The sequence below is a fragment of the Sulfuracidifex metallicus DSM 6482 = JCM 9184 genome (assembly GCA_032834875.1).
Taxonomy (GTDB): Archaea; Thermoproteota; Thermoprotei_A; order Sulfolobales; family Sulfolobaceae; genus Sulfuracidifex; species Sulfuracidifex metallicus.
Map to the genome: position 1 here is coordinate 110458 of CP135238.1, position 19752 is coordinate 130209.

Here is a 19752-nt window from a genome sequence, read left to right on the forward strand (position 1 = left end):
AGAGTGGTGATGGTTAATCCTCTCTCGAATGCTCTAACTACGATATATAACAATGAGGCAAGAAGGCATAATCAGGCCATAATAATGCCAGGTTCAAAATTAGTTATAAATGTACTCAGAGTAATGCAAAAAGAAGGATATATAGGCGAATTTGAGCAAATAGATGATGGTAGATGGAGTAAGGTAGTCGTCCAGTTACTTGGGCGTGTAAATAAGTGTGGTCCAATAACGCCAAGATATTCTCTATCATATAGGGATATGATTAGTTTGCCAGACCATGTAAGAAAATATTTACCATCTAAAGAAATAGGAATAATTATAGTGTCGACTTCAAAGGGTATAATGTCACACAAGTTGGCAGCAGCCAATAGGTTAGGTGGTGTAGCTCTAGGCTACGTGTTCTAAAAGGTGAAAAGTCATGCAGTCAATAGTTGTAAAGGAAGAAATAGAGATTCCATCTGGAGTGGAAGTTAAGATAGACGGTAAGAAAATAACAGTTAATGGTAAAAAAGGTCAGATTGAGAGAGACTTTTCCTTTGCTAAGGAGATAGAAATATCCCTGGATGCAAATAAAGTAATTTTAATGTCGACCTTCCTAAACAGAAAGGAAAAGGCCCTTATATATTCTGTTAAGAGGCATATACTAAATATGATAGAAGGCGTAACTAAAGGCTACCGTTATTCTTTGAAGATAATATCAACTCACTTTCCTATGAGCGTGAAAGTTGTTGGAGATGAAGTTCAGATAACTAACTTGATAGGAGAAAAGGACATAAGGAGAGTTAAGATATATCCAGGAGTTAAAGTGACAGTAAAGGGAGAAGATATAACTGTAGAAGGCATAGATTTAGAAAAAGTTTCTCATGTTGCTGCAAATATAGAGACGCAGTCTAAGATAAGGGGTTTTGATAAGAGAGTATTTTCGGACGGTATCTTTTTGTATAAAAAAGAGGTGTTAAGTTAAAATGGTATCAAAAGTACTTTCCGTAAGGAGAAAAATTCAAAGATTAAGGTCAAAGTCAAGGAATAATATACCAGACTTTGTTAGGTACGACGCAGATAAATATTTTAGATTAGAAAGGCAGGAATCGTGGAGGAAACCAAGAGGAAGGGATAACAAGTCAAGGCTAAAGATAAGAGGTTTTCCTCCGTTAGCGCAACCTGGATATAGAAAACCTAAAGAAGTTCGTAATCTTCATCCCAGTGGTTTAGCTCCAGTGTTGGTTAGTAACTTAAAAGATCTAGATTCCTTACAATCAAAAGCCAATCAAGTGATAGTTATAATTTCCAGTAGCGTTGGACTTAAAAAGAGGCTTGAAATCATAAAGAAAGCTAGAGAACTTAATTTAAGGCTAGCTAATGGTGGTGTTTATGAGTAATTTAAAGGTACAAAAAAGAATAGCCGCAAGTATAACAGGAGCAGGTACAAGTAGAGTCAAAATATTGCCAGATTTCGCGGACGAGGTGGCAGAATCTTTAACTAGGTCTGATATAAAGTCCTTAATAAAGGATGGAAAAATAATAATTGAAAGAAAGAAGGGTATAAGCTCTGGGAGAAAGAAGCTAAGAAGTTACAAGAAGCATAAGAAAAGTGAAGGAAAAGGTTATGGCAGCAGAAAAGGCAGGAAAGGAGCTAGGAGAGAAGACGAGTGGGTTAATAAAATTAGAAAAATAAGAAGATACTTAAAGTGGCTAAGAGACAATGGAATAATAGATAGTCATACTTATAGAAAATACTATATGAAGGCAAAAGGAGGAGTGTTTAGGAGTCTGGCCGACGTTAGGACAACCTTAAAACAGCAGGGTCTAATAAAAGGTGACTCTCAATGAGCAAGGGCGCCAATTATAATTTAAAGTTTAGACGGAGGCAGGAGGGTAAGACAAACTATTATAGGCGTTACGTTTTCGTCTCTACTAGTGCTATAAGGGAAGTAGTGAGGCTTACTAATCAACATGTTGTAGTGCAGTTTTATGATATTGATCCTAAAGGGGATAAAGTACTAGCATCCGCACATTCAATAGAGTTAGTTAAGAAGTTCGGTTGGAAGGGCGATACTGATAACACATCAGCCGTATATCTTACGGGTTATCTAGCTGGTAAAAGGGCAGTTAAGGTAGGACTAAAGTCTGCAGTTTTAGATATAGGCATGTTTAAAGCTATAACTGGTTCTAGGATATTTTATGCAGCTAAAGGTTCCGTTGATGCGGGACTAGAGATTCCATTAGGCGATGTACAAATAATAGAGGAGAGAATACGCGGCGAACATATAGCAGAGTATGCTTCTAAATTAGAGCAAGAAAATCCAGAGATTTTCAATAAGCTTTTTTCAAGGTACTTAAAGAGGGGATTGAATCCTAAGGATCTTCCCTCTCATTTTGAGGAAGTTTTTAATAAGATAAAAGAAAACGGTGGATGAAAATGGCAGAGGAAGTACCAGTTTCTAATTTAGATGAGTGGACACCTAGGACAAAGTTGGGTCAGTTAGTAAAGGAGGGTAAAATTTCCTCCATAAAAGAGATATTCGATAGGAATTATAAGATAACCGAACCTGAAATTATAGAGGCTCTGTTACCTAAATTAAAGTATGAAGTTGTAGACATAAAGATGGTTCAGAAGCAGACAGATGCAGGAGAGATTTCCAAATATAAGGTTTTAGTAGTTATGGGGAACTATGATGGATATGTTGGAATAGGCCTAGGAAAAGCAAAGCAATTGAGAGTAGCGATACAGAAAGCAGTAAGAGATGGAAAGCTGAATATTATTCCAGTAAGAAGGGGATGTGGAAGTTGGGAGTGTACTTGCGGTGAATCCCATAGTTTACCTTTCAGAGTTAGCGGTAAGTCGGGTAGCGTGAGCATTGAGTTACTACCAGCACCGAAAGGAACAGGTCTAGTTGTAGGTAAGACTTTGAGCATACTGCTTAATTATGCTGGTATAAGAGATGCATGGTCATTTACAAGTGGAGAAACTAGAACTACCGAGAATTTTATCAGGGCTGGATACGCTGCGCTATATAATACCTACAACTTCGTTACTTCAACAGATTGGGCTAGGAGGAGGTGAAGAAAGTATGAGCAATCTCATGTTGATTATCAGGTTGAGGGGATCAGCTGGTTCTCCTTGGTTTATAGAGGAGACGCTGAGAAATCTTAGGCTAAGCAGAGTATTTAATGCAATGTTATATCCAGACACTAGTCCTCTAAAAGGTATGCTAATAAAGGTACAGCCGTATGTAACTTGGGGGGAACCTTCGGATGAAGTACTATCAATGTTGCTTTCTAAGCTTAAGCCTAAGGGCAAGACTATTGAAGAGGCTCTGAAGTCTGTTGGAGTTGAGAATACATCTAATCTTAAGCAAGCTATAGTGGAAGGTAAGATTAAGTTACATGAGCTAGATGATACCTTCTCTTTGCCGCTAAGGCTGCATCCACCTAGGGGAGGTTTCAAGGGCAGTGTGAAGAGACCTTTTAAAGATGAAGGAGAATTTGGCTACAGGGGACAAAAGATTAATGAACTAGTTAAGAGGATGATCTAAGCATGACAGTTAGAGTAAGTAAAAAAAGCAGGAAAATGAGAGGATCAAGGACCATGGGCTGGGGTCTCAGAGGTCAGCACAGAGACAGAGGTGTAGAAGGAGGAAGACAGATAGGAATGAGTAAGGATAAATGGTCTTGGGTAGTAAAATATGGGAAGGGATGGTATGGAAAACATGGTTTCGTAAACCCTACAACTATTCAAATTAAAGCAATTAGTTTAAGGCAGTTAGACGAAATGGTAAGAAATGGTCATATAAAGGTTGAGGAAAACGAAGGAAAGAAATTCGTTGATCTTTCCAAGTTTGGATACGATAAGCTATTAGGAGGAGGGAAGCTAAGTTTTCCTATTGTTATAAAGGTAGAGAAATCCTCTAAAAGTGCCGTAGAAAAGGTAAATGAAGTAGGAGGACAAGTAATATTAGGTACTACCTCATAACTTTTTTTGAGTTTTAATGTCATTCGTAGATGTTCTGGCAAAGCTTGGTCAATCCTTGCCTGCGACGGCTAAACCTAAGGTAAAGCCATCTTTAAGTCAGAAGCTTTTGTGGACTATAGTTGCAGTTGTAATTTATCTGGTGATGGCATCAACGCCTTTATACGGAATTCAGGCAACTAGTTTTAACAATTTCTTGCTGGAGCAAGTGATTTTTGCCTCAACTACAGGTACGTTAGCACAGTTAGGTATAGGACCTATTATAACGGCTGGTTTGATAATGCAAATATTAGTAGGATCTAAATTAATTAATATAAATCTGAATAATGAAGATGATAAAGCAAAGTTTACTGAAGCGCAGAAAGGTCTAGCCTTCATTTTCATTTTAATTGAATCGTTACTTTTCGGCTATGTTTTAACTAGAAGTTCCACTTTTACAGGATCGCTTTTAGTTGTTGTTTCTGCTGTGACTGCACAGCTAATAGTAGCAACCTATATAATTCTCATGCTAGACGAGTTAGTTCAGAAAGGATGGGGATTAGGATCAGGAGTAAGTCTCTTTATAATGGCAGGAGTACTTAAAATTATGTTCTGGGATATGTTTGGAATAGTAAATGTGAGCTCTCAGAATTTGCCCGTGGGATTTTTCCCTACGCTAATATCCACAATAGCTTCTGGAGGTAGTATATTAAACGTGATTGTAGATACTAGTAAGCCTTTCCAACCAGATCTGGTTGGTCTAATAACCACTATTTCCTTGATATTTATTATAGTCTATTTGACTACTATGGTAATAGAAATTCCAGTTACTTCTCAAAAACTAAGAGGCATTAGGAGAACTATACCATTAAACTTCCTTTACGTGAGTAGCATACCAGTTATATTTGTAAGTGTTTTAGGCTCTGATATAGAGCTCTTCTCGTCGATATCATCCTACGTATCCCCTTCAGTAGCTGGAATTCTAAATAACATAGACTCATTGTTCTTCTTTCCACCTCCAAACACTACGATACCTCATAGCATATACTCAGTAGTGCTAGATCCTTTAGGAGCATTAGAGTACTCAATAGTATTCATAGTGTTATGTGTAATCTTCGGTATTCTGTGGGTAGATGTAGCGGGATTAGATCCAACTACTCAAGCAAGGCAATTAGCTGATGCTGGAATAGAGATACCTGGTATGAGGAGCAATCCAAAGATAATTGAAGGAATACTTGCAAAGTATATTTATCCTTTGGCTTTCTTCAGCTCCATAATAGTGGGAGTTATTGCTGTGGCTGCTACTCTGCTAGGAGCATATGGAACTGGAGTAGGAATACTTTTAGCTGTGGTGATTGCGGTTCAGTACTATAATTTATTAGCCTATGAGAGGTCTTTAGAGATGTATCCTTTGTTAAAGAGAATAATAGGGGAGTGAATATGAAAGTAGGTATCGTAACTGGTATACCAGGTGTAGGAAAAACAACAGTAATTTCCAGAGCTTCAAAACTATTAACTGAAAAAAATATACCATTCAAGATAGCTAATTATGGAGATTATATGCTAAATACTGCTATAAAAGAGAAATATGTTGAAAATAGAGATCAAATGAGAAAATTGCCAGTCGAGAAGCAAAAGGAACTACAGACGCTCGCTTCAAGAAGGATAATAGAAGATTTCTCAGAGTTAGGTAATAATGGAATAGGACTTGTTGATACTCATGCCGTGATAAAGACTCCCTCTGGTTATCTTCCTGGACTTCCTAAGTACGTAATTGAAGTTATAAATCCTAATGTAATATTTTTATTAGAGGCTGATCCTAAATCTATACTGGATAGACAGAGGAGAGATCAGAACAGATCAAGATCCGACTATAGTTCGGAGGAAGTTATAAATGAAGTTATAAGTTTTGCTAGATTCGCTGCAATGTCCTCAGCAGTTCTAGTTGGAGCATCGGTTAAGATAGTACTCAATGAAGAAGGAAATTGTATAAAGGCAGCAAATGAGATTATAGGTTCGCTATTATGATCACTGGGATCGAAGGAATAGGCTTAATATTAATCATTTCCTTTTTTTCTAATTTCTTTCTATATTTAATTTATAGGATATTTTTAAAAAATAGAATGGATTCTTTGTTAGACAAGATTCGTGCATATGAAGAGAGAGTAAATGAGATATCTTCTTCAAAAAGGAGAGAAAGAATTTCTAAGAAAGTTTCAAAAGAGGTGGAAGGCTACATGTCATCCTTGAGAAGTTACGTTATGATGCAATCCCTTTTTCTCGTAATTCTTTATATTATAGATTTATTTATAGTCTTTGGTTATTTCTACTTCAATTTAAACTTTCCAGTCTATATTCCTCTCTTTACTATCAAGTCTGATTCTAACATAGTAATACCTGGAGGTTCATTATGGGAGTTCATCGCGTCTTATTTTGTATTCACGTCGCTATCCCTTAGGTCAAATTTAAAAAGGTTCTAATTTTCATTTATTTTATGCCTAAGCCTTACTTGAGATCAAGATCAATTTCTAAAATAAAAGTTAGAACGCCAAGTGGAAAAGTAAACGTGCATTATGAATCAAAGAAGAATTCTACCCCTAAATGTAAATGCGGTAAAACCTTGAACGGAGTCAAAGATAATTTCCATAAACATTCAAAGTCAGAGAAGAAGGTTAATAGACCCTATGGAGGAACGCTTTGTCACTCATGCCTTGAAAGATTAATAAAGAAATCATATAGAGGAAGTTTATGATTATTACCATAAGCGGCCCTCCAGGTAGCGGAAAGACCAGCGTCGCTAAGATTATAGCTAAAGACATTTCAGCCGATTTAGTTTCTGCAGGTTCTATATTTAGGAAGATGGCTAAGGAAATGGAGATAGATATTCTGCAGCTTAATAAAATAGCAGAAAAGGATTTTTCGATAGATAGCAAATTAGATAACGAAATTTTAAATCAAATTTTAGAAGCTAGAAAGTCCATGAAGAACATTATAGTTGAGTCTCATATAGCAGGATGGCTTTTCAAGGAATATTCTGATCTTTCATTTTACCTTAACGCTCCGCTGAGAGAGAGGGCTAGGCGGATATCGATAAGGGATAAAACGACGTACGAGGAAGCTCTACTTGAAATTATGCGCAGAGAATATAGCCATTATACAAGGTTTATGCTTTACTATGGAATAGACATTACTGACATATCTCTATTTGATTTGTCTCTAAATACATCCAAATTATCCCCTCAGGAAATAGCTAACCTTTTAGAACAAGTTATTTCACTTTCGTTTAAGACAGTCTAGTTTGAAGCTCCGATATTATTTTGATCTAAGATGGGAGGAGCTGGCATAGTAAGTTTGATTAATACCGTAACGGGTGATGTTACTACCGCTGCTTGGGCTTTGTTTATTTTAGCTTGGGCTTCAGGATGGGGCCATAAGAGGATCTCCGATCCCAATATTTAAAGTAAAGAGGACTGGACAAGATTTCATAGAGGATGCCGTACTAGCAGCTTTTTGGATAGCAATTGGCTCCACGGTGTTCTCTTTCATTTCTTATATAGCAGGACAAGTGTGATCTGCAATGTTTTCACCTTTCTTTTATCTCTATATAGGAATGAGCTTATCAGTTCTAACTTACATGATAGGGGCCATGATAATGGCTCTTCCTATACCAGTTTATGGAGTAAAGAAATGGGGACCCAGGCTTATTGGTGACGGAATATATTCTGCGGTGTGGATTAATATATATGGTGGAGTAATTTATCTAATTCAATCTATATCTCAGGCCATAGGGGTAAGCTGGTCTTATTTCATAACTTGGATAGAAACTGTAGTTTCTGAGGAGATATCGATGTACACCTTTACAAGGGCTTTTAGCGGTCTGCTTTCTTCAGTAGATCCTTCCATTGCCATATTCTTTGCTCCCATATCTTACATAATATCGTTGCTTACTGGCATTATTGCATCTACTGAAACTTTTATTGTAATAGCTTTTATTATTAATAATTACTATGGTTTCTTTATTGCTTTCGGTATAGCCTTAATGAGTATTCCTTTTAGAGTAGGTAAAGGAATAGGAGCATCTCTGATTTCATTTTCAATAGTTTTTGAAATTGGATTGCCATATATGCCTGATTTTCTTAACGGCTTAGGTATGAATCCTTTGAGGATTGAACTTGGTTTGCCAAGTAGTGCTAATCTAAATAACGGTTTAGTATATCTAACCACTGTTTTAATACCTACAGCTATGACGTCTTTAGTTATTCTACCTTTAGTTTACTTAGGTATCTTAGCTGGGCTTTCAATGGGATTGTCCTATGCCATAGGAGGTTCTTATAAATTACCTATTCCATTAGAAATTTTCTAAAGAGGCGATCTAAATGAAATCTTACGACCTCCTTTCTTTTTTGGTGCTATTTAACACAATATTAACTTTTTACTATGTTAAAAATTCCATTATCTTAATTTTAGGGATAATAATATCAATGACACTCTTTTTAGTTCCACGGACTATTTCGAGGATTGCTGAGAAGTAGGCTGTTTTTTCTCCTTTTTAAATTCCTTTATTTCAAAAAGTGTAGTTCTTTGCCTCCCGCCCATAACTTATCACTAACGTTAATACTCTCTCAGAATAAAAAAGCTTATGAAAAAATTCGAGTTCTTTGATCATACATCTGACGTTGGAATAAGGGCTTTCGGAAAAACAATAGACGAGGCTTTCGAGAACTCTGCTCTAGCTGTCTTCGAAATAATGACAGACACTTCTAAGGTTAGACCTTTGAAGAAAATAGAGGTAAATGTAAATGGTTTTGATATGGAAAATTTATTATATAAATGGATAGAAGTTCTTTTAGCTGAATATGATGATTCTTTAACTTTATTTAGTAAATTTAAAGTAAAGGTAGATAAGGAAAAAAACTCTCTAACTGGAGAAGCTATAGGAGAAAAGTTTGATCCCGGTATACATGAGAGAAGGACGGTGGTAAAAGCAATGACATACCATGAGCTTGAAATAGCCGAAGACGAAAACGGTTGGAAGATATCATTTGTAGTTGATATCTGAATCCCTTTTCTTCAGTTTCATTATACATTTCTTACAAAGCTCAATGCGAGAAGATTTTGGGTTCATCATGCATTCTTCATTACAGTCGTCTAGTCCTAGATATTTGCCCACGCTTATTCCCACGTCTTTTAGAAGTTTTCTTTCTTCTGTAAAATTTACAAATATAATCCTACTTTTGAGGTTAATATTAGTATTACTAGTTTTTAATCTACCTAAGAAAATTATTAGAGAGAAAAAAGAATTTAGATCTAAGGTTCTTTGTTCCAATTTTTCTAGAACTAAACTAGAATTATAACTAAGATTTTTCCAGTCAAAGGCAGAAATTGGTACGTACTCTCGTTCTAGCTTAAAGAAAATTTGTACATTAAATTCTTTTTCTATCAAAGTTTTTATATTCAGTAAGATGTCTCTTTCTACGGGTTTCATTAGAGCGATTAAGATTTTTGTTGGGGCTTCTGGAGACCCTTTTTCACTGATTCCCAAGTAGGGTTCTCGAAGGGTGTCGCCAAGCCCCATAAAAAACATTTGTAAGAGTTAAAGTTTTAAAGCTAATAGTTATATCATTAAAATGCCGTCGTAGCTCAGCCCGGGAGAGCGCCCGGCTGAAGACCGGGTTGTCCGGGGTTCAAGTCCCCGTGACGGCATATACTATTGTTCTTCCAATAAATTGAAAGGATTTTACGTTCTTATATATAGAATGATCAGAAACGCCTGAGGAAGTTTTTGGAAACGAATATATCAGTTAGGTCTCTGACATAATTATCAGTAGAGGTATATAGTATGTTAATAGATGTCTACAATTTAACTGATGATCAAAGATTAAAAATTATAGAAACGGTACTGCAGAAAGGTATTTCATATGAAGAACTAGGAATAGACAGAGTAACGTGGTGGAGGTATAAGAATAAGAAGAGAAAAATTCCAAACGAAATAGCCCAAAGAGCTGTAGAGTACCTAACACCAGATGAGCTTTTACAACTAACCGCTGGAGTCGATACATCAAAAATAGGGATCAATGAGGCAATAGGTGTAATAGTGAAAGCTACAAAGGATCCAGACTTCCGAGAACTATTTCTATCAATGTTGCAAAGGAGTTTAGGGGAGTTTATCAAAGCAGCTTCTTACTCTTATCCCGTGACTTCAGAAGATCTACAAACATTCAAAAAACTGTTGGAGAAGAAGAAAGCAAAACATACCTTCGAAGACCACTGGAGATATCTGATGAGAAATATTATAGGAGCGTATTTTCTGAAACTCTCTTAACGCGACTTGGGGACGCTAAAGTACTTTTAATATATTCTCACAATGCCAACCCAATAGCTACTTTTGACGTATCGATTTTACGTAAAGTTACTGATCTATTAAGCGAGTTTGACCCAAATATTTTCTATGTTTACCTATCTGCGGGTAATGAGGTTAGAGTATTATTTAATGATAAGACTGACGTTTCAATTAATGAGTTAGGTTATGGATACAAGAGCTTGCTAAATTTCATACTGTCTTATGTTGTTTATCAACCTAGGATTATCCTTATTGACGATTTAGAAGGTTTTTCTTTAAACCCGGAATTGCTTAAACAATTTTACGACTTTTTGTTGAGACTAGATGTAGACTTAATATTAATTACAACGCAGAGCAGTGACGTTTATGCGTATTTAGCTGAAAAGCGATCAGATAACGTTAGGTTTATATTAATTAATGACGGTAATTACGAGGTTCTGTCTTCGGAAGAAGTTTTGGATAGGATGGATTACGAAGATTTAAGAGGGTATGAGTGCTGGGACTATTTACAGAGAAGGGGGTTAAGGGGGCGGAAAGCCTCGCCTTTTAAGGCGGGGATGGATAGCCCCCTTATAAAAGGTTTAAATATTTCTTTTTTCAAAAATCTTTTAGTGACGCTAACGATACTCCTCCCCAGCTCGATTGAGGGCTTAATGGGACTGTGGGAGGAGCAACCATCATCTTCCTTTTCCTTCAAGGGACTAGAGCTCAGCAATGAAAGTCCCCTACCCACTCTGTCCAAATGGGAGTGGTTCTCTGAGCCACTCGACTGCCCACCAAATGAGAGATGTAATCCCGAATCGATGGTGGGAACTATGAACCCTCTGGAGGGGAACCCTCGCCCTTCCAGGGCGGGGAGGAAGTCAGAATGATATAGGCATAGAAAAATACCTAATCTCGAGAAATATCAAGGCATAAAGGTGCACAAGCGTATTTCCGATATACGACCATTTATCACTACCTATACTAGCCCGTCTATATTCGATAAACTAAACCGTACGTCAAGTAGTGGAGTGCAGACTCTTAGACCTATATTAATAGCAGCTTATAGCTGAGGTAATTGAGTTGGAGATATTAAGTCAAAGTTTCGCCGTTGTATTGGCATGGCAAAAAAGGTTAAGCGTATTTTCTTCAGCTTTACGCGACTATTTATCACTCATCATTAAAGATTCATCAGATAAAGATATAGTTATATATAAAGGATATAAATGAGGATAACTAAGTACAGATTAATGCAATTATTAATAATATAAATGTTAACATAACAATAACTTCTTACCCAGCCGTGATTTTGAATTTTAACCAACATAATGACGATGTATATAAGGTAGTAGAAATTATAAAGAATATCATATCTGAAAAATTTGAAGGGCGTAACGAGGTCACAGAGATGTCCTATGTGGGTATTTATAGTATAGACGGAAATATTTACGAAATTATTAAGAAGTATGTAGATATAAAGCAAATATCTGATGATATGTCGCCTTTTTCCATTAGGTTATATAAAACTGAAAGTTATTTAGATGAGAATTTAGTAATAGAACCTTATGCGGGTTTAAGAAACGCGGTTTATGTCAATTATATTGCGAATTATAAAGACCATGATATCTGCATCGAGAATACTAAAAAGAGGATTAACGCTTTGGTGAAATTTTTTGAGGGAATGTGATTTTTATGCAGATCTCAACTCTAAATCTAATATGCAACGCGTAAATGAAGTTAGAAAAATAATAGAAGATATTCTTAGAAATATTATTAGTGATAAAAACCTATTGGATAGGTTATCGAACCTTAAATTTGAAATAAGTAAGCGTGAACGTATAACTGCTTATCTTATAAGTAATTACAAAATACCAAGCTTTAATTTTCTTAGATATTCTTCTAACCCCTTCACGGCATCAGCGATTCCGAAAACATAATCAGCCCCTTTCGAAACATCTATGCCGTAGCCTTTATACTCATCAACTATCTTATCCCTAATCTTAAGCCTAGCCGAAAAGTCCGCATTAGTGTCAAGTAATAATTCCCCGTAAAAATAAGATAACTTAGCATAATATCCTTCTCTTCTAAGCCTTAAGATGAACTCTAAAAGTATTACTAAATCCAAATGAGCCTCTTCTAACCCATTCTCACTTACACTCTTCCTCATGAAGTCAATCAACTTAGAGTCTAATATTACGTCTTCAAGACTGTTTACGAACTTACTCAGAATCGTAAGCTTCTCATCACATATCTTAGTTTCCTCATATAACCTAAGCATTTCAGGGTTTAATGAAAGTATGGTTTATTGAATATAAAGCGTCTTTAAACGAGCACGGAACTCTAGGGATTGTAAACTTTACTTTCTTATATATGAAGAATAAGTAGTCTAATACTCTTAACTGCTGACTGGTGTTTAAATATGGAAGCTTAGACTGAAGTAGTTCAATATTCTCACGTAAGAGATTCTCTTCCTGTAACATAATTTTTAATAAGGGATTTAAATAGGTATCATCTACATCTAGATCAACTAAGGATAATAGAGTATCAATATTCAAATTAATCACTTAAGTAAGTGGTATGTAGAATTAGCAACACCTATAGAACTTACTAAAGTATCTACTACTTCACCTTGTGACGCAAAATACATCGTAGTCGCTGCAGAATATAAAAGATGACCGGCGGAGATTATTTTATTTCCTTCAGTTAAAAATTCTGCAATACCAAGACCTATAGTTATAATTAAATTCCATATTTTCATAAGTGCAAGTTAATTATATTCATATAAAAGGTTTCTTACAAAAAGGAGCAGATTACCAATAAGCTAAAACTTAATCTTAGTATTTACTCTTAATAGAGATTTCCTGATTAATACCAATGATGACTACACATCTCTACTCTTTTTAATATTAACTCAGATTATTTCGAAAGTTGTTGAATCTAAGAATTTACGCTTGGCCTTAATTCCATTAGTTGCTAATATAAATATCGAAGAACTTTCATATTATTATGTGGAATTAAGTGCTATAATCTCCATTGATTTATTTGCATATTTGATTGTTTTACTTATTAAAAGATATAATGCATTTATTATAATGGAAAGAGAAAATATAATACCGCCCATTACTGTTTTTATGATTATTCTTATAGCTGTTATTATTATAGTCTCTCTAGGATTACCCATAATTATCATAACTTATAGTGTAATTTTATCTGTAATCAAAATACTAACAAACGCCCCAGTCAAAGAATTATCTGTAGGATTAGCTATAGCTTTGGCAATTATTTTTGGTTCATTCTTTGTTTCAATGCTAAAATTAACGGATATATACGAAATTAGGGGAAGCTTATCAACAATTAGAGAAATTCTTACAACACGAAGACGTTAAGTAATAAAACGCTTTTATTTGAAATATGGTTATAAAGATTTGCATTAGAGGTATTTTTACCTTATTGCTTCAATGAATATGCTCCCTATTTATAGATAATAACCTAAAGCAAAGGGAACTCCCTTAATTACCATCAAGGGAAGTAGCTTCACCTTCTCTCCTAAACTTAACCCTGGCCTAGTCCTCCTCTCATAAATAAATCTCTCGTACTCAGTTCCCCTCAACAACTTAGCGTTCTTCCCGTATTTATACCACTTCCTCATAAAATTCCACAGAGAGTCGTCCTCCCCGTGGTAAACTGCATTAGGAATAAACTGAACTTTCCCATCTTTGTACAGCTTCATAACGTTATAATAAATTACGCTGTCCTCAAAGGCGTCAAGTTTACTCCTAAGGTTTTCAGGAATTTGCTCGTAAGCCTTCAAAAGCAACTGTCTATCATACATTCTGGGAATTATACTGCCATTACCTACTGACAGATTGTCAGCCCATTTCCTGTGAGTCATTTCCCTATCAATGCTCATCAGCTTATGGACTATTCCTTTTCCTACAGTTATTTCTCCTAATGCGATAACTTTCTCCTCAAAGCCCTTAAAGTTCTCAGAAAAATACATGTCGGAATCCAGGTTAACTACGTAGTCACCCTTTGCGATTTTTACTCCTTCAATTCTTGCAATTAACCTACTACCTTTCACCTGGAAAACTTTTGCTCCTTCTTTCTCAGCAATCTCCACAGTTCTGTCCGTGGAAAAGGAGTCAACAACTATAACCTCACTAGCAAACTGTAGTGCTGACTTAACAGTAGCTCCAATAGTTTTCTCACTGTTAAGCGTCGGAATTACAACACTAATTTTCATTAAGAAAATATGAGAAAGGAAATTTAAAAGCCTAAAGTTTTACCTTTTCCTAGCATGTAATAAACAGATTCTCCATATGTTAGCTCTTCCTTAACTAACCCAATATTGTGAATAAAGTTGTTTTTCCTTACATTAAACGTTATGCCATCAATTCTTACTTTTATCAAATCTTTTACTTCTTCATGATTAAAACCTTTATGTAGAAGAAAATAGTTAACGAAAGTTCTTGATAATATGGAACCAGGGAACGATCTAAAGTTTGTTGGTAAAACTCTTAAATATTCTAAGTGATTCATAAAACTATAAGCACTACATTTATTATAAAGTTTAAAGAAATGAGTTCTAATGGCTAGTATTTGTGTTTATGGTACTGTTTTTAATATTGTTAATACTTTTGAGGATAGTGTAAAATTCGTTTGGAGTCCAGATTATGATATTGTTATTGTTGATAACTACTCAAAGGACGGAACATGGGAGAAACTACAAGAATTAAAGAAAGAATATAACTTGAAACTACTAAGACTAAAATCATCAAGAGGAAAAGGAAGAGCTTACGCATTAGAACAATGCCCAGAAAACTCAATAACAGCATACTTCGACCTAGACGTAATGTACAACCAAAACTACCACAAAGTAATAAAATCTGGACTAAAAGAGCTTTTTATAGTTGGTCCAGTAATGAGTTATATAAATTCTAAAGAAGATATTCTTAAGCCTGGAAATTGGCGGGATTTGAACTTTGGAGAAGATATAGAATTCCTGAGCAGGCAAAATATTTCAATAACCTTTCCACTAATTATAGGCAAAAATGAAGATGTGACAACTAAGAACCTTTATATCGAACGAGAAAAAAGGTATTCCAAATTTTGGAAAATTAGAATATTAAAAAATTATAGATATATATAGAGGTGTGCAATAAAATATGAAGATTTCATATCTATATATCCTTATGCGACTAAATACAATATAATTTTGTATTTACTGTACTTGTTATCTAGAGTTAAAGGCCATTATAAGAACGCAGAACCTAATAATTATGTACATCTTTGGAAGAAGGTAGTCAATACTATATCTGATCCTATAGAATATTCGAAAAATGTAGATTTAACTGATATACAGATTCCTCAATCTAGAAATCTATATAATTATATTGAAAAGCACGGCATTAATAACAATAATAAAATATTAAAGTATATAATATTGGTATAAACTAAATATTTAATAATAATCTTTTATCTAAATTTCAAATATATCTTAAATAACCTATTGAAAACTTTTTTTAAGATCACATAAGACTTTATCATAATGTCAATTACTTATAATATAAGCCGTAGATTAGAATTTATATTATTATGGATATTTTCACTAATTCCTATTTCTGGGTACCTTTTAGGTAATGGATACCTAAACTATTACGGACCTCAATTCCCCTTTTTCTCTGGGCATTATATTAAGTATTTATATACACTATTCGTATACACTCCAGAGACCGGTATTTCTCCTAGTGTTCAGAGTGTTCTATATTTATTCATGGACATTATGCCAGTTAACAATACCATAATATTAGCTAAACTATACCTTATATTAATATTTAGCTCAATATATTTTATATTATGGAAATTAACTGATATAATTCTTAGAGTTTTAAATATAAATAATTTTATTGTTAAGATTTTATCTATTTTATTTTTCTATTTAATACCATTATATATGCAATTAATTGCTTCTAACTGGTTTAATGTAATACTAGGAATATTATCATTAACTTATGTAGTAGTAAACATCGTAAATATACAATATAATAAAATGAAACTGACGAAGAAAACCATTATATTATCTGGTATAGCTTTAGGATTTTCTGCAATGATGGATCCGAGATTTTATATTTGGTTCCTTTATATTATTATGATATTTCTATTATATACTATAATCACGTACAGAGAATCGCTTCTAAATATTATTAAAAGCTTAATAGGAATATTTTTAGTATCATTACCTTTTTTAATTTATGTATACTACATATTTATATATCCGTCTCTTATTACAGTTCCAATAAGTAAAGCAGTAAGTTTTGGTGCATTAAGACCTGATAGCCTATCTTATATATCAGGGTTTTCCCAAAATTCAGATTTTGTAAATCTTTTAACATTTATAAGTAGTTGGTGGCCCTCAGTTATTCCATCTTCTCCATCTATACTTTTTTATCCTAGAAACAAATGGTTTTATTTACCAGCTTATGGATTTAATGATCAAATTCTTTTACCAAATGACCTAATATCATATATATGGCTTTCTTCTCTATTTATTTTTATTGCTATAGTATTTATTAGCATTTTTGATAAATCTAGAAGAAAAATTTCTTCAGAATTATTATTGGCTCTCACGTTTATGATAGGCGTAGAAAGTGGAACTGACTTTCCATTTAATGACTTTACATATATATTTGACGTCCTTCCTTCAAAGTTACCAGTAATTGGAGGAATAATGTCTACAGCATTTGCAATTCCATTTTATGCAGAATGGACTAATATCTCATTATCTTTAATATTAGCAGCAATAGGCTTTAATTATATAATTAGCTTTATCAGGAAAATTAAAACGAAATATATAATAGGAATTGTATTAATCCTAATTATGAGTTTCGCTAGCTGGCAATACTTTAATGGAACACTTTATCCTAGTCAACATACAGGATCATTCCCTGGTAATAGTATATCATTAGAAGGATATTACTATCCTTTAAATCCTCCACCTCAATGGGTTCGCGTAATGAATATCTTATCAACGTCAAATGCAGGAGTAGCGTATGTAGGTGAAGGAGGGTTCAGTGAAAAGTGGACTAATTATCAATTTATTTCACTTTCTCCCCCTCTTATGCCGGGCTACGCTACAATTTCTCCTCCACATATTACTTACGTTAATCAAACTCCATTAGCTTACGACATAGCAGGAATAAAGTACTTATTCATAGACAATACCTCTTATATCCCCTTAAGTAATTCCTTCATTTACTCTTATCTAAATAACTCTGGATTAAAAGTGGTTTACGCAAAAGCTGACGTATACTTACTTGAACAGCCAAACGCTTCAGTATTTAGGGAAGCTAAAATGGGCATTTATTTTAGTCCAACTAATGAAACTATTTTATTTAAGGCCGAATGTTTACTTTATCCTCTACTTAATTATACTCCGGCTATAATTAGTCCAGAAAAAACTAATAATACTGTAACAATGTTACTTAATCCTTCTATAGTTAACGAGAATTACATGTCATTATTTAACGATAGTAGAAACATAACGATTATCCAAGGATCTTATATAATCAATCATGAAGGAAATATAAGCCGTGAGACTATACTTAGTGAGAAAGTTATAACTGTAAAACCTCGGACTATAATAATTCCAGAAAAACTAAATCTATCTGATTTTGTGTCTGTGCCAATCAATTTCTCTTTCAATCAGTTAATGGCAGAATTTGAAGTGAATAGTAGTTCTTCTTACATAGTAGAAACATCTTTACCTTTACCTTATGGTGGAATTGTAGTAAATAACGGAAAGATTTTAGGCTTAAACGGTCTTGGTCAATATATTTTCACATCTAACGGTAAGCTAACAATTTCAATAAAACAAGGTTTTATAACTGATTTATTAATAACTGCAGTAGATATTTTCTTCTATGTATTGTTTATATATTTCATCATTTACAAGAGCTTTTTTAATGGTAAAATCGTAGAGGTTATTAATAATGCTATCATTAGGATTAGCAGACTCAAGAGCTATAAGCAAACTTAATGGCGGCACAGAGAGGCATGTAAGGGAAATACTTAGACGTCTTTCTTCTAAATATAAGCTTTATTATTTACCTACTACTCACTCATTTAGCGACATTTCAGAAGAGCAATTGAAGGAAGTAAAGAAATATGCTAAAGTACCCTCGTTTTTTGAATATTTGTTAGATAAAAAACAGATTAATTTCTCTTTATTTAGAGAGTTATTCACTTTTTCACCTTTAGCTAAAGAGCTCTTGTCAGAATATAAAAAAGAAATTGATTCTCTAGATTTTATTTACATTCCTCACAATTATAGACTGCAATTAATGTCCTCCATACTTTTGTCTTCACTGAGCAGAGGAAAATATGGAATGCTACTAATAACTGATCCTCATAACTCTTTACTAGAGAGAGAATCATTTTTTGCATGCGTGGATGTATGGAATAAAATATGGTTTTCGAGAAAGGCAGCAATAGAGTTTTGTAGCGTTCAAAGGTTACAAAATATCACTTTTTTATTGAAGACGTTAAAGAGAAAACCGAGATTTATTGGAGTGATGAATAGAGGAGCTTTAAAATATACTAAACTACCTGCACATTTTAACGTAAAAGTCTTGTCACCTCCTCACGCTTTCAACAGCCTAGCTTTAAAGTATAGGAATTTTGATAAAGAAGACTACCTAGTGTTTTTAGGAAGAATAAATACCGCTAAAGGTGCAAATGAAGCCTTAGAAGTTGGAAAACATGTAAAGCTGAAAATGATAGGCTACCAAGAGCAGAAATTTATAGTAAAGCAGGCTAAAAGTTCAGGAATAGAGGTTATCGAGAACGTTTCAGAGGAAGAGAAATTTGAAATACTTTCTAAAGCTAAAGCCTTAATTTCGCCTTCACATCAGGAGTCATTTTCAGTAACAATACTTGAGTCTTTAGCTGTAGGAACGCCAGTAATAACTTACGATTTACCTTCTTTAACCTCTATTTATAATTTTAAGTCAGTATTTTTTGTAAAGGAATTTGACATCAAGAGTTTAGTAAACACGGCTATAGAGGTGTACAAAATGAAAAGAATAGAGGAATTATTTAATGATGAGAAGTTAGAGGAATTTATTAAACTGCACTCAAGTTGGGATAACGTAAGTAACGCTGTTGATAGATTAATTACTGAAGCCATCCAAGAATGAGAAAAAAATTTAGCGTTAAAGTTTACAAAAGATTGAAAGCTCATCACTTCTAGGGTCGAGGATGATAGTTTAAATATCTTTTTTGTCAGAATTTCTCTTACTATAATAACTACGCTCTTCCTCAGCTCAATGAAACTGAGGAAGTAATAACTAACGACGTCATTTAAGGGTTAAGCGATCCCTCCTTGAGACTCTACCCTGACTGGTCACGAAATGAGGATCGATTGAGGGAACTCTCACCTCTGTGAGGTGGGAGGAGTCAGTAATAACATGAGTATTGGGACTTG

27 protein-coding genes, 1 tRNA gene and 1 pseudogene are annotated in these 19752 nt (G+C 34.2%); 24 read left to right on the forward strand and 5 right to left on the reverse strand.

The window, feature by feature from the left end; translation table 11 throughout:
* Positions 1 to 3 precede the first annotated feature (3 nt).
* The 16 genes and pseudogenes from RQ359_RS00715 to RQ359_RS00790 all read left to right on the forward strand — a co-directional run bounded on the left by RQ359_RS00715 (position 4) and on the right by RQ359_RS00790 (position 9008).
* Positions 4 to 405 carry a 30S ribosomal protein S8 gene (locus RQ359_RS00715; protein ID WP_338116954.1) on the forward strand — a complete coding sequence of 134 codons (402 nt, stop codon included), beginning with the start codon at positions 4 to 6 and terminating at the stop codon, positions 403 to 405.
* Between the two features lie 13 nt (positions 406 to 418).
* Positions 419 to 964, forward strand: a complete 546-nt coding sequence (locus tag RQ359_RS00720) for a 50S ribosomal protein L6 (protein ID WP_054838631.1) — start codon at positions 419 to 421, stop codon at positions 962 to 964.
* A 1-nt stretch (position 965) separates the two neighbouring features.
* Positions 966 to 1379 (forward strand): 50S ribosomal protein L32e, encoded by a 414-nt coding sequence (locus RQ359_RS00725; RefSeq protein ID WP_054838630.1) that lies wholly within the window; start codon positions 966 to 968, stop codon positions 1377 to 1379.
* Positions 1372 to 1830 (forward strand): 50S ribosomal protein L19e, encoded by a 459-nt coding sequence (locus RQ359_RS00730; RefSeq protein ID WP_156016305.1) that lies wholly within the window; start codon positions 1372 to 1374, stop codon positions 1828 to 1830. Before RQ359_RS00725 ends, RQ359_RS00730 begins: the two co-directional genes overlap by 8 nt.
* Positions 1827 to 2417: a 50S ribosomal protein L18 gene (locus RQ359_RS00735; protein ID WP_054838628.1), complete on the forward strand. Its 591-nt coding sequence runs from the start codon at positions 1827 to 1829 to the stop codon at positions 2415 to 2417. Before RQ359_RS00730 ends, RQ359_RS00735 begins: the two co-directional genes overlap by 4 nt.
* Positions 2418 to 2419: 2 nt before the next feature.
* Positions 2420 to 3064 (forward strand): 30S ribosomal protein S5, encoded by a 645-nt coding sequence (locus RQ359_RS00740; protein ID WP_156016304.1) that lies wholly within the window; start codon positions 2420 to 2422, stop codon positions 3062 to 3064.
* A gap of 7 nt (positions 3065 to 3071) precedes the next feature.
* Positions 3072 to 3536 (forward strand): 50S ribosomal protein L30, encoded by a 465-nt coding sequence (locus tag RQ359_RS00745; RefSeq protein ID WP_054838627.1) that lies wholly within the window; start codon positions 3072 to 3074, stop codon positions 3534 to 3536.
* Positions 3537 to 3538: 2 nt separating this feature from the next.
* The gene (locus RQ359_RS00750) at positions 3539 to 3973 is read left to right on the forward strand and encodes an uL15 family ribosomal protein (protein ID WP_156016303.1); all 435 of its coding nucleotides are present in this window, start codon (positions 3539 to 3541) and stop codon (positions 3971 to 3973) included.
* A 16-nt stretch (positions 3974 to 3989) separates the two neighbouring features.
* A complete protein-coding gene (gene secY, locus RQ359_RS00755) occupies positions 3990 to 5387 on the forward strand; it encodes a preprotein translocase subunit SecY (RefSeq protein WP_156016302.1) in 1398 nt (465 codons plus the stop codon).
* A gap of 2 nt (positions 5388 to 5389) precedes the next feature.
* Positions 5390 to 5977 (forward strand): adenylate kinase, encoded by a 588-nt coding sequence (locus RQ359_RS00760; protein WP_156016301.1) that lies wholly within the window; start codon positions 5390 to 5392, stop codon positions 5975 to 5977.
* Positions 5978 to 6072: 95 nt separating this feature from the next.
* On the forward strand, positions 6073 to 6429 hold the full coding sequence (locus tag RQ359_RS00765; RefSeq protein ID WP_156016300.1) for a hypothetical protein: 357 nt from the start codon (positions 6073 to 6075) through the stop codon (positions 6427 to 6429).
* 14 nt (positions 6430 to 6443) lie between these two features.
* Positions 6444 to 6701 (forward strand): eL34 family ribosomal protein, encoded by a 258-nt coding sequence (locus RQ359_RS00770; protein ID WP_054838624.1) that lies wholly within the window; start codon positions 6444 to 6446, stop codon positions 6699 to 6701.
* Positions 6698 to 7246, forward strand: a complete 549-nt coding sequence (gene cmk / locus RQ359_RS00775) for a (d)CMP kinase (RefSeq protein WP_054838623.1) — start codon at positions 6698 to 6700, stop codon at positions 7244 to 7246. The genes RQ359_RS00770 and cmk overlap by 4 nt, the downstream gene beginning before the upstream one ends.
* A 30-nt stretch (positions 7247 to 7276) precedes the next feature.
* Positions 7277 to 7520: pseudogene (cedA1, locus tag RQ359_RS00780) on the forward strand (DNA import protein CedA1).
* A gap of 6 nt (positions 7521 to 7526) precedes the next feature.
* Positions 7527 to 8312, forward strand: a complete 786-nt coding sequence (cedA, locus tag RQ359_RS00785) for a DNA import protein CedA (protein WP_338116953.1) — start codon at positions 7527 to 7529, stop codon at positions 8310 to 8312.
* 276 nt (positions 8313 to 8588) lie between these two features.
* Complete coding sequence (locus tag RQ359_RS00790; protein ID WP_054838620.1) at positions 8589 to 9008, forward strand: archease; 420 nt, start codon at positions 8589 to 8591, stop codon at positions 9006 to 9008.
* On the opposite strand, the gene RQ359_RS00795 is transcribed toward RQ359_RS00790, so the two are convergent.
* The gene (locus RQ359_RS00795) at positions 8988 to 9491 is read right to left on the reverse strand and encodes a hypothetical protein (protein WP_156016298.1); all 504 of its coding nucleotides are present in this window, start codon (positions 9489 to 9491) and stop codon (positions 8988 to 8990) included. The two genes, RQ359_RS00790 and RQ359_RS00795, sit on opposite strands and share 21 nt — an antisense overlap.
* A gap of 87 nt (positions 9492 to 9578) precedes the next feature.
* Between RQ359_RS00795 and RQ359_RS00800 the strand changes: the two genes are divergently transcribed.
* From RQ359_RS00800 to RQ359_RS00815, 4 genes are all read left to right on the forward strand, one after another.
* Positions 9579 to 9652, forward strand: a tRNA-Phe gene (locus RQ359_RS00800).
* Between the two features lie 136 nt (positions 9653 to 9788).
* Positions 9789 to 10271 (forward strand): hypothetical protein, encoded by a 483-nt coding sequence (locus RQ359_RS00805; protein ID WP_240900013.1) that lies wholly within the window; start codon positions 9789 to 9791, stop codon positions 10269 to 10271.
* A gap of 218 nt (positions 10272 to 10489) precedes the next feature.
* A complete protein-coding gene (locus RQ359_RS00810; RefSeq protein WP_420856764.1) occupies positions 10490 to 11161 on the forward strand; it encodes a hypothetical protein in 672 nt (223 codons plus the stop codon).
* Positions 11162 to 11580: 419 nt separating this feature from the next.
* Positions 11581 to 11958, forward strand: a complete 378-nt coding sequence (locus RQ359_RS00815; RefSeq protein WP_156016297.1) for a hypothetical protein — start codon at positions 11581 to 11583, stop codon at positions 11956 to 11958.
* Between the two features lie 174 nt (positions 11959 to 12132).
* Here the strand turns inward: RQ359_RS00815 and RQ359_RS00820 are convergent, their stop codons facing one another.
* Positions 12133 to 12549 (reverse strand): hypothetical protein, encoded by a 417-nt coding sequence (locus RQ359_RS00820; RefSeq protein ID WP_240900011.1) that lies wholly within the window; start codon positions 12547 to 12549, stop codon positions 12133 to 12135.
* Between the two features lie 282 nt (positions 12550 to 12831).
* The gene (locus RQ359_RS00825) at positions 12832 to 13029 is read right to left on the reverse strand and encodes a hypothetical protein (protein WP_054839066.1); all 198 of its coding nucleotides are present in this window, start codon (positions 13027 to 13029) and stop codon (positions 12832 to 12834) included.
* A gap of 193 nt (positions 13030 to 13222) precedes the next feature.
* Between RQ359_RS00825 and RQ359_RS00830 the strand changes: the two genes are divergently transcribed.
* Positions 13223 to 13657 (forward strand): hypothetical protein, encoded by a 435-nt coding sequence (locus tag RQ359_RS00830; protein WP_156016296.1) that lies wholly within the window; start codon positions 13223 to 13225, stop codon positions 13655 to 13657.
* A gap of 89 nt (positions 13658 to 13746) precedes the next feature.
* Here the strand turns inward: RQ359_RS00830 and RQ359_RS00835 are convergent, their stop codons facing one another.
* Positions 13747 to 14514 carry a glycosyltransferase family 2 protein gene (locus tag RQ359_RS00835; protein ID WP_054839064.1) on the reverse strand — a complete coding sequence of 256 codons (768 nt, stop codon included), beginning with the start codon at positions 14512 to 14514 and terminating at the stop codon, positions 13747 to 13749.
* Between the two features lie 23 nt (positions 14515 to 14537).
* On the reverse strand, positions 14538 to 14810 hold the full coding sequence (locus tag RQ359_RS00840) for a hypothetical protein (protein WP_054839063.1): 273 nt from the start codon (positions 14808 to 14810) through the stop codon (positions 14538 to 14540).
* A 49-nt stretch (positions 14811 to 14859) separates the two neighbouring features.
* Here RQ359_RS00840 and RQ359_RS00845 point away from each other — a divergent pair, with 49 nt between their 5' ends.
* The 3 genes from RQ359_RS00845 to RQ359_RS00855 all read left to right on the forward strand — a co-directional run bounded on the left by RQ359_RS00845 (position 14860) and on the right by RQ359_RS00855 (position 19465).
* Positions 14860 to 15420 carry a glycosyltransferase family 2 protein gene (locus RQ359_RS00845; RefSeq protein ID WP_156016295.1) on the forward strand — a complete coding sequence of 187 codons (561 nt, stop codon included), beginning with the start codon at positions 14860 to 14862 and terminating at the stop codon, positions 15418 to 15420.
* Between the two features lie 1467 nt (positions 15421 to 16887).
* Positions 16888 to 18306: a hypothetical protein gene (locus tag RQ359_RS00850; RefSeq protein ID WP_240900009.1), complete on the forward strand. Its 1419-nt coding sequence runs from the start codon at positions 16888 to 16890 to the stop codon at positions 18304 to 18306.
* A complete protein-coding gene (locus RQ359_RS00855) occupies positions 18260 to 19465 on the forward strand; it encodes a glycosyltransferase (RefSeq protein WP_156016293.1) in 1206 nt (401 codons plus the stop codon). The genes RQ359_RS00850 and RQ359_RS00855 overlap by 47 nt, the downstream gene beginning before the upstream one ends.
* Positions 19466 to 19752: the final 287 nt, after the last annotated feature.

What these genes read in the sequence shown, in the direction of transcription:
- RQ359_RS00805 (WP_240900013.1), top strand. Translation starts at nt 9,789, where the DNA reads ATGTTAATAGATGTCTACAATTTAACTGATGATCAAAGATTAAAAATT.
- RQ359_RS00770 (WP_054838624.1), top strand. Translation starts at nt 6,444, where the DNA reads ATGCCTAAGCCTTACTTGAGATCAAGATCAATTTCTAAAATAAAAGTT.
- RQ359_RS00735 (WP_054838628.1), top strand. Translation starts at nt 1,827, where the DNA reads ATGAGCAAGGGCGCCAATTATAATTTAAAGTTTAGACGGAGGCAGGAG.
- RQ359_RS00825 (WP_054839066.1), bottom strand. Translation starts at nt 13,029, where the DNA reads ATGAAAATATGGAATTTAATTATAACTATAGGTCTTGGTATTGCAGAA.
- RQ359_RS00725 (WP_054838630.1), top strand. Translation starts at nt 966, where the DNA reads ATGGTATCAAAAGTACTTTCCGTAAGGAGAAAAATTCAAAGATTAAGG.
- RQ359_RS00750 (WP_156016303.1), top strand. Translation starts at nt 3,539, where the DNA reads ATGACAGTTAGAGTAAGTAAAAAAAGCAGGAAAATGAGAGGATCAAGG.
- RQ359_RS00820 (WP_240900011.1), bottom strand. Translation starts at nt 12,549, where the DNA reads ATGCTTAGGTTATATGAGGAAACTAAGATATGTGATGAGAAGCTTACG.
- RQ359_RS00765 (WP_156016300.1), top strand. Translation starts at nt 6,073, where the DNA reads ATGGATTCTTTGTTAGACAAGATTCGTGCATATGAAGAGAGAGTAAAT.
- RQ359_RS00855 (WP_156016293.1), top strand. Translation starts at nt 18,260, where the DNA reads ATGCTATCATTAGGATTAGCAGACTCAAGAGCTATAAGCAAACTTAAT.
- RQ359_RS00745 (WP_054838627.1), top strand. Translation starts at nt 3,072, where the DNA reads ATGAGCAATCTCATGTTGATTATCAGGTTGAGGGGATCAGCTGGTTCT.
- cedA (WP_338116953.1), top strand. Translation starts at nt 7,527, where the DNA reads ATGTTTTCACCTTTCTTTTATCTCTATATAGGAATGAGCTTATCAGTT.
- RQ359_RS00740 (WP_156016304.1), top strand. Translation starts at nt 2,420, where the DNA reads ATGGCAGAGGAAGTACCAGTTTCTAATTTAGATGAGTGGACACCTAGG.
- secY (WP_156016302.1), top strand. Translation starts at nt 3,990, where the DNA reads ATGTCATTCGTAGATGTTCTGGCAAAGCTTGGTCAATCCTTGCCTGCG.
- RQ359_RS00790 (WP_054838620.1), top strand. Translation starts at nt 8,589, where the DNA reads ATGAAAAAATTCGAGTTCTTTGATCATACATCTGACGTTGGAATAAGG.
- RQ359_RS00835 (WP_054839064.1), bottom strand. Translation starts at nt 14,514, where the DNA reads ATGAAAATTAGTGTTGTAATTCCGACGCTTAACAGTGAGAAAACTATT.
- RQ359_RS00840 (WP_054839063.1), bottom strand. Translation starts at nt 14,810, where the DNA reads ATGAATCACTTAGAATATTTAAGAGTTTTACCAACAAACTTTAGATCG.
- cmk (WP_054838623.1), top strand. Translation starts at nt 6,698, where the DNA reads ATGATTATTACCATAAGCGGCCCTCCAGGTAGCGGAAAGACCAGCGTC.
- RQ359_RS00845 (WP_156016295.1), top strand. Translation starts at nt 14,860, where the DNA reads ATGGCTAGTATTTGTGTTTATGGTACTGTTTTTAATATTGTTAATACT.
- RQ359_RS00760 (WP_156016301.1), top strand. Translation starts at nt 5,390, where the DNA reads ATGAAAGTAGGTATCGTAACTGGTATACCAGGTGTAGGAAAAACAACA.
- RQ359_RS00730 (WP_156016305.1), top strand. Translation starts at nt 1,372, where the DNA reads ATGAGTAATTTAAAGGTACAAAAAAGAATAGCCGCAAGTATAACAGGA.
- RQ359_RS00720 (WP_054838631.1), top strand. Translation starts at nt 419, where the DNA reads ATGCAGTCAATAGTTGTAAAGGAAGAAATAGAGATTCCATCTGGAGTG.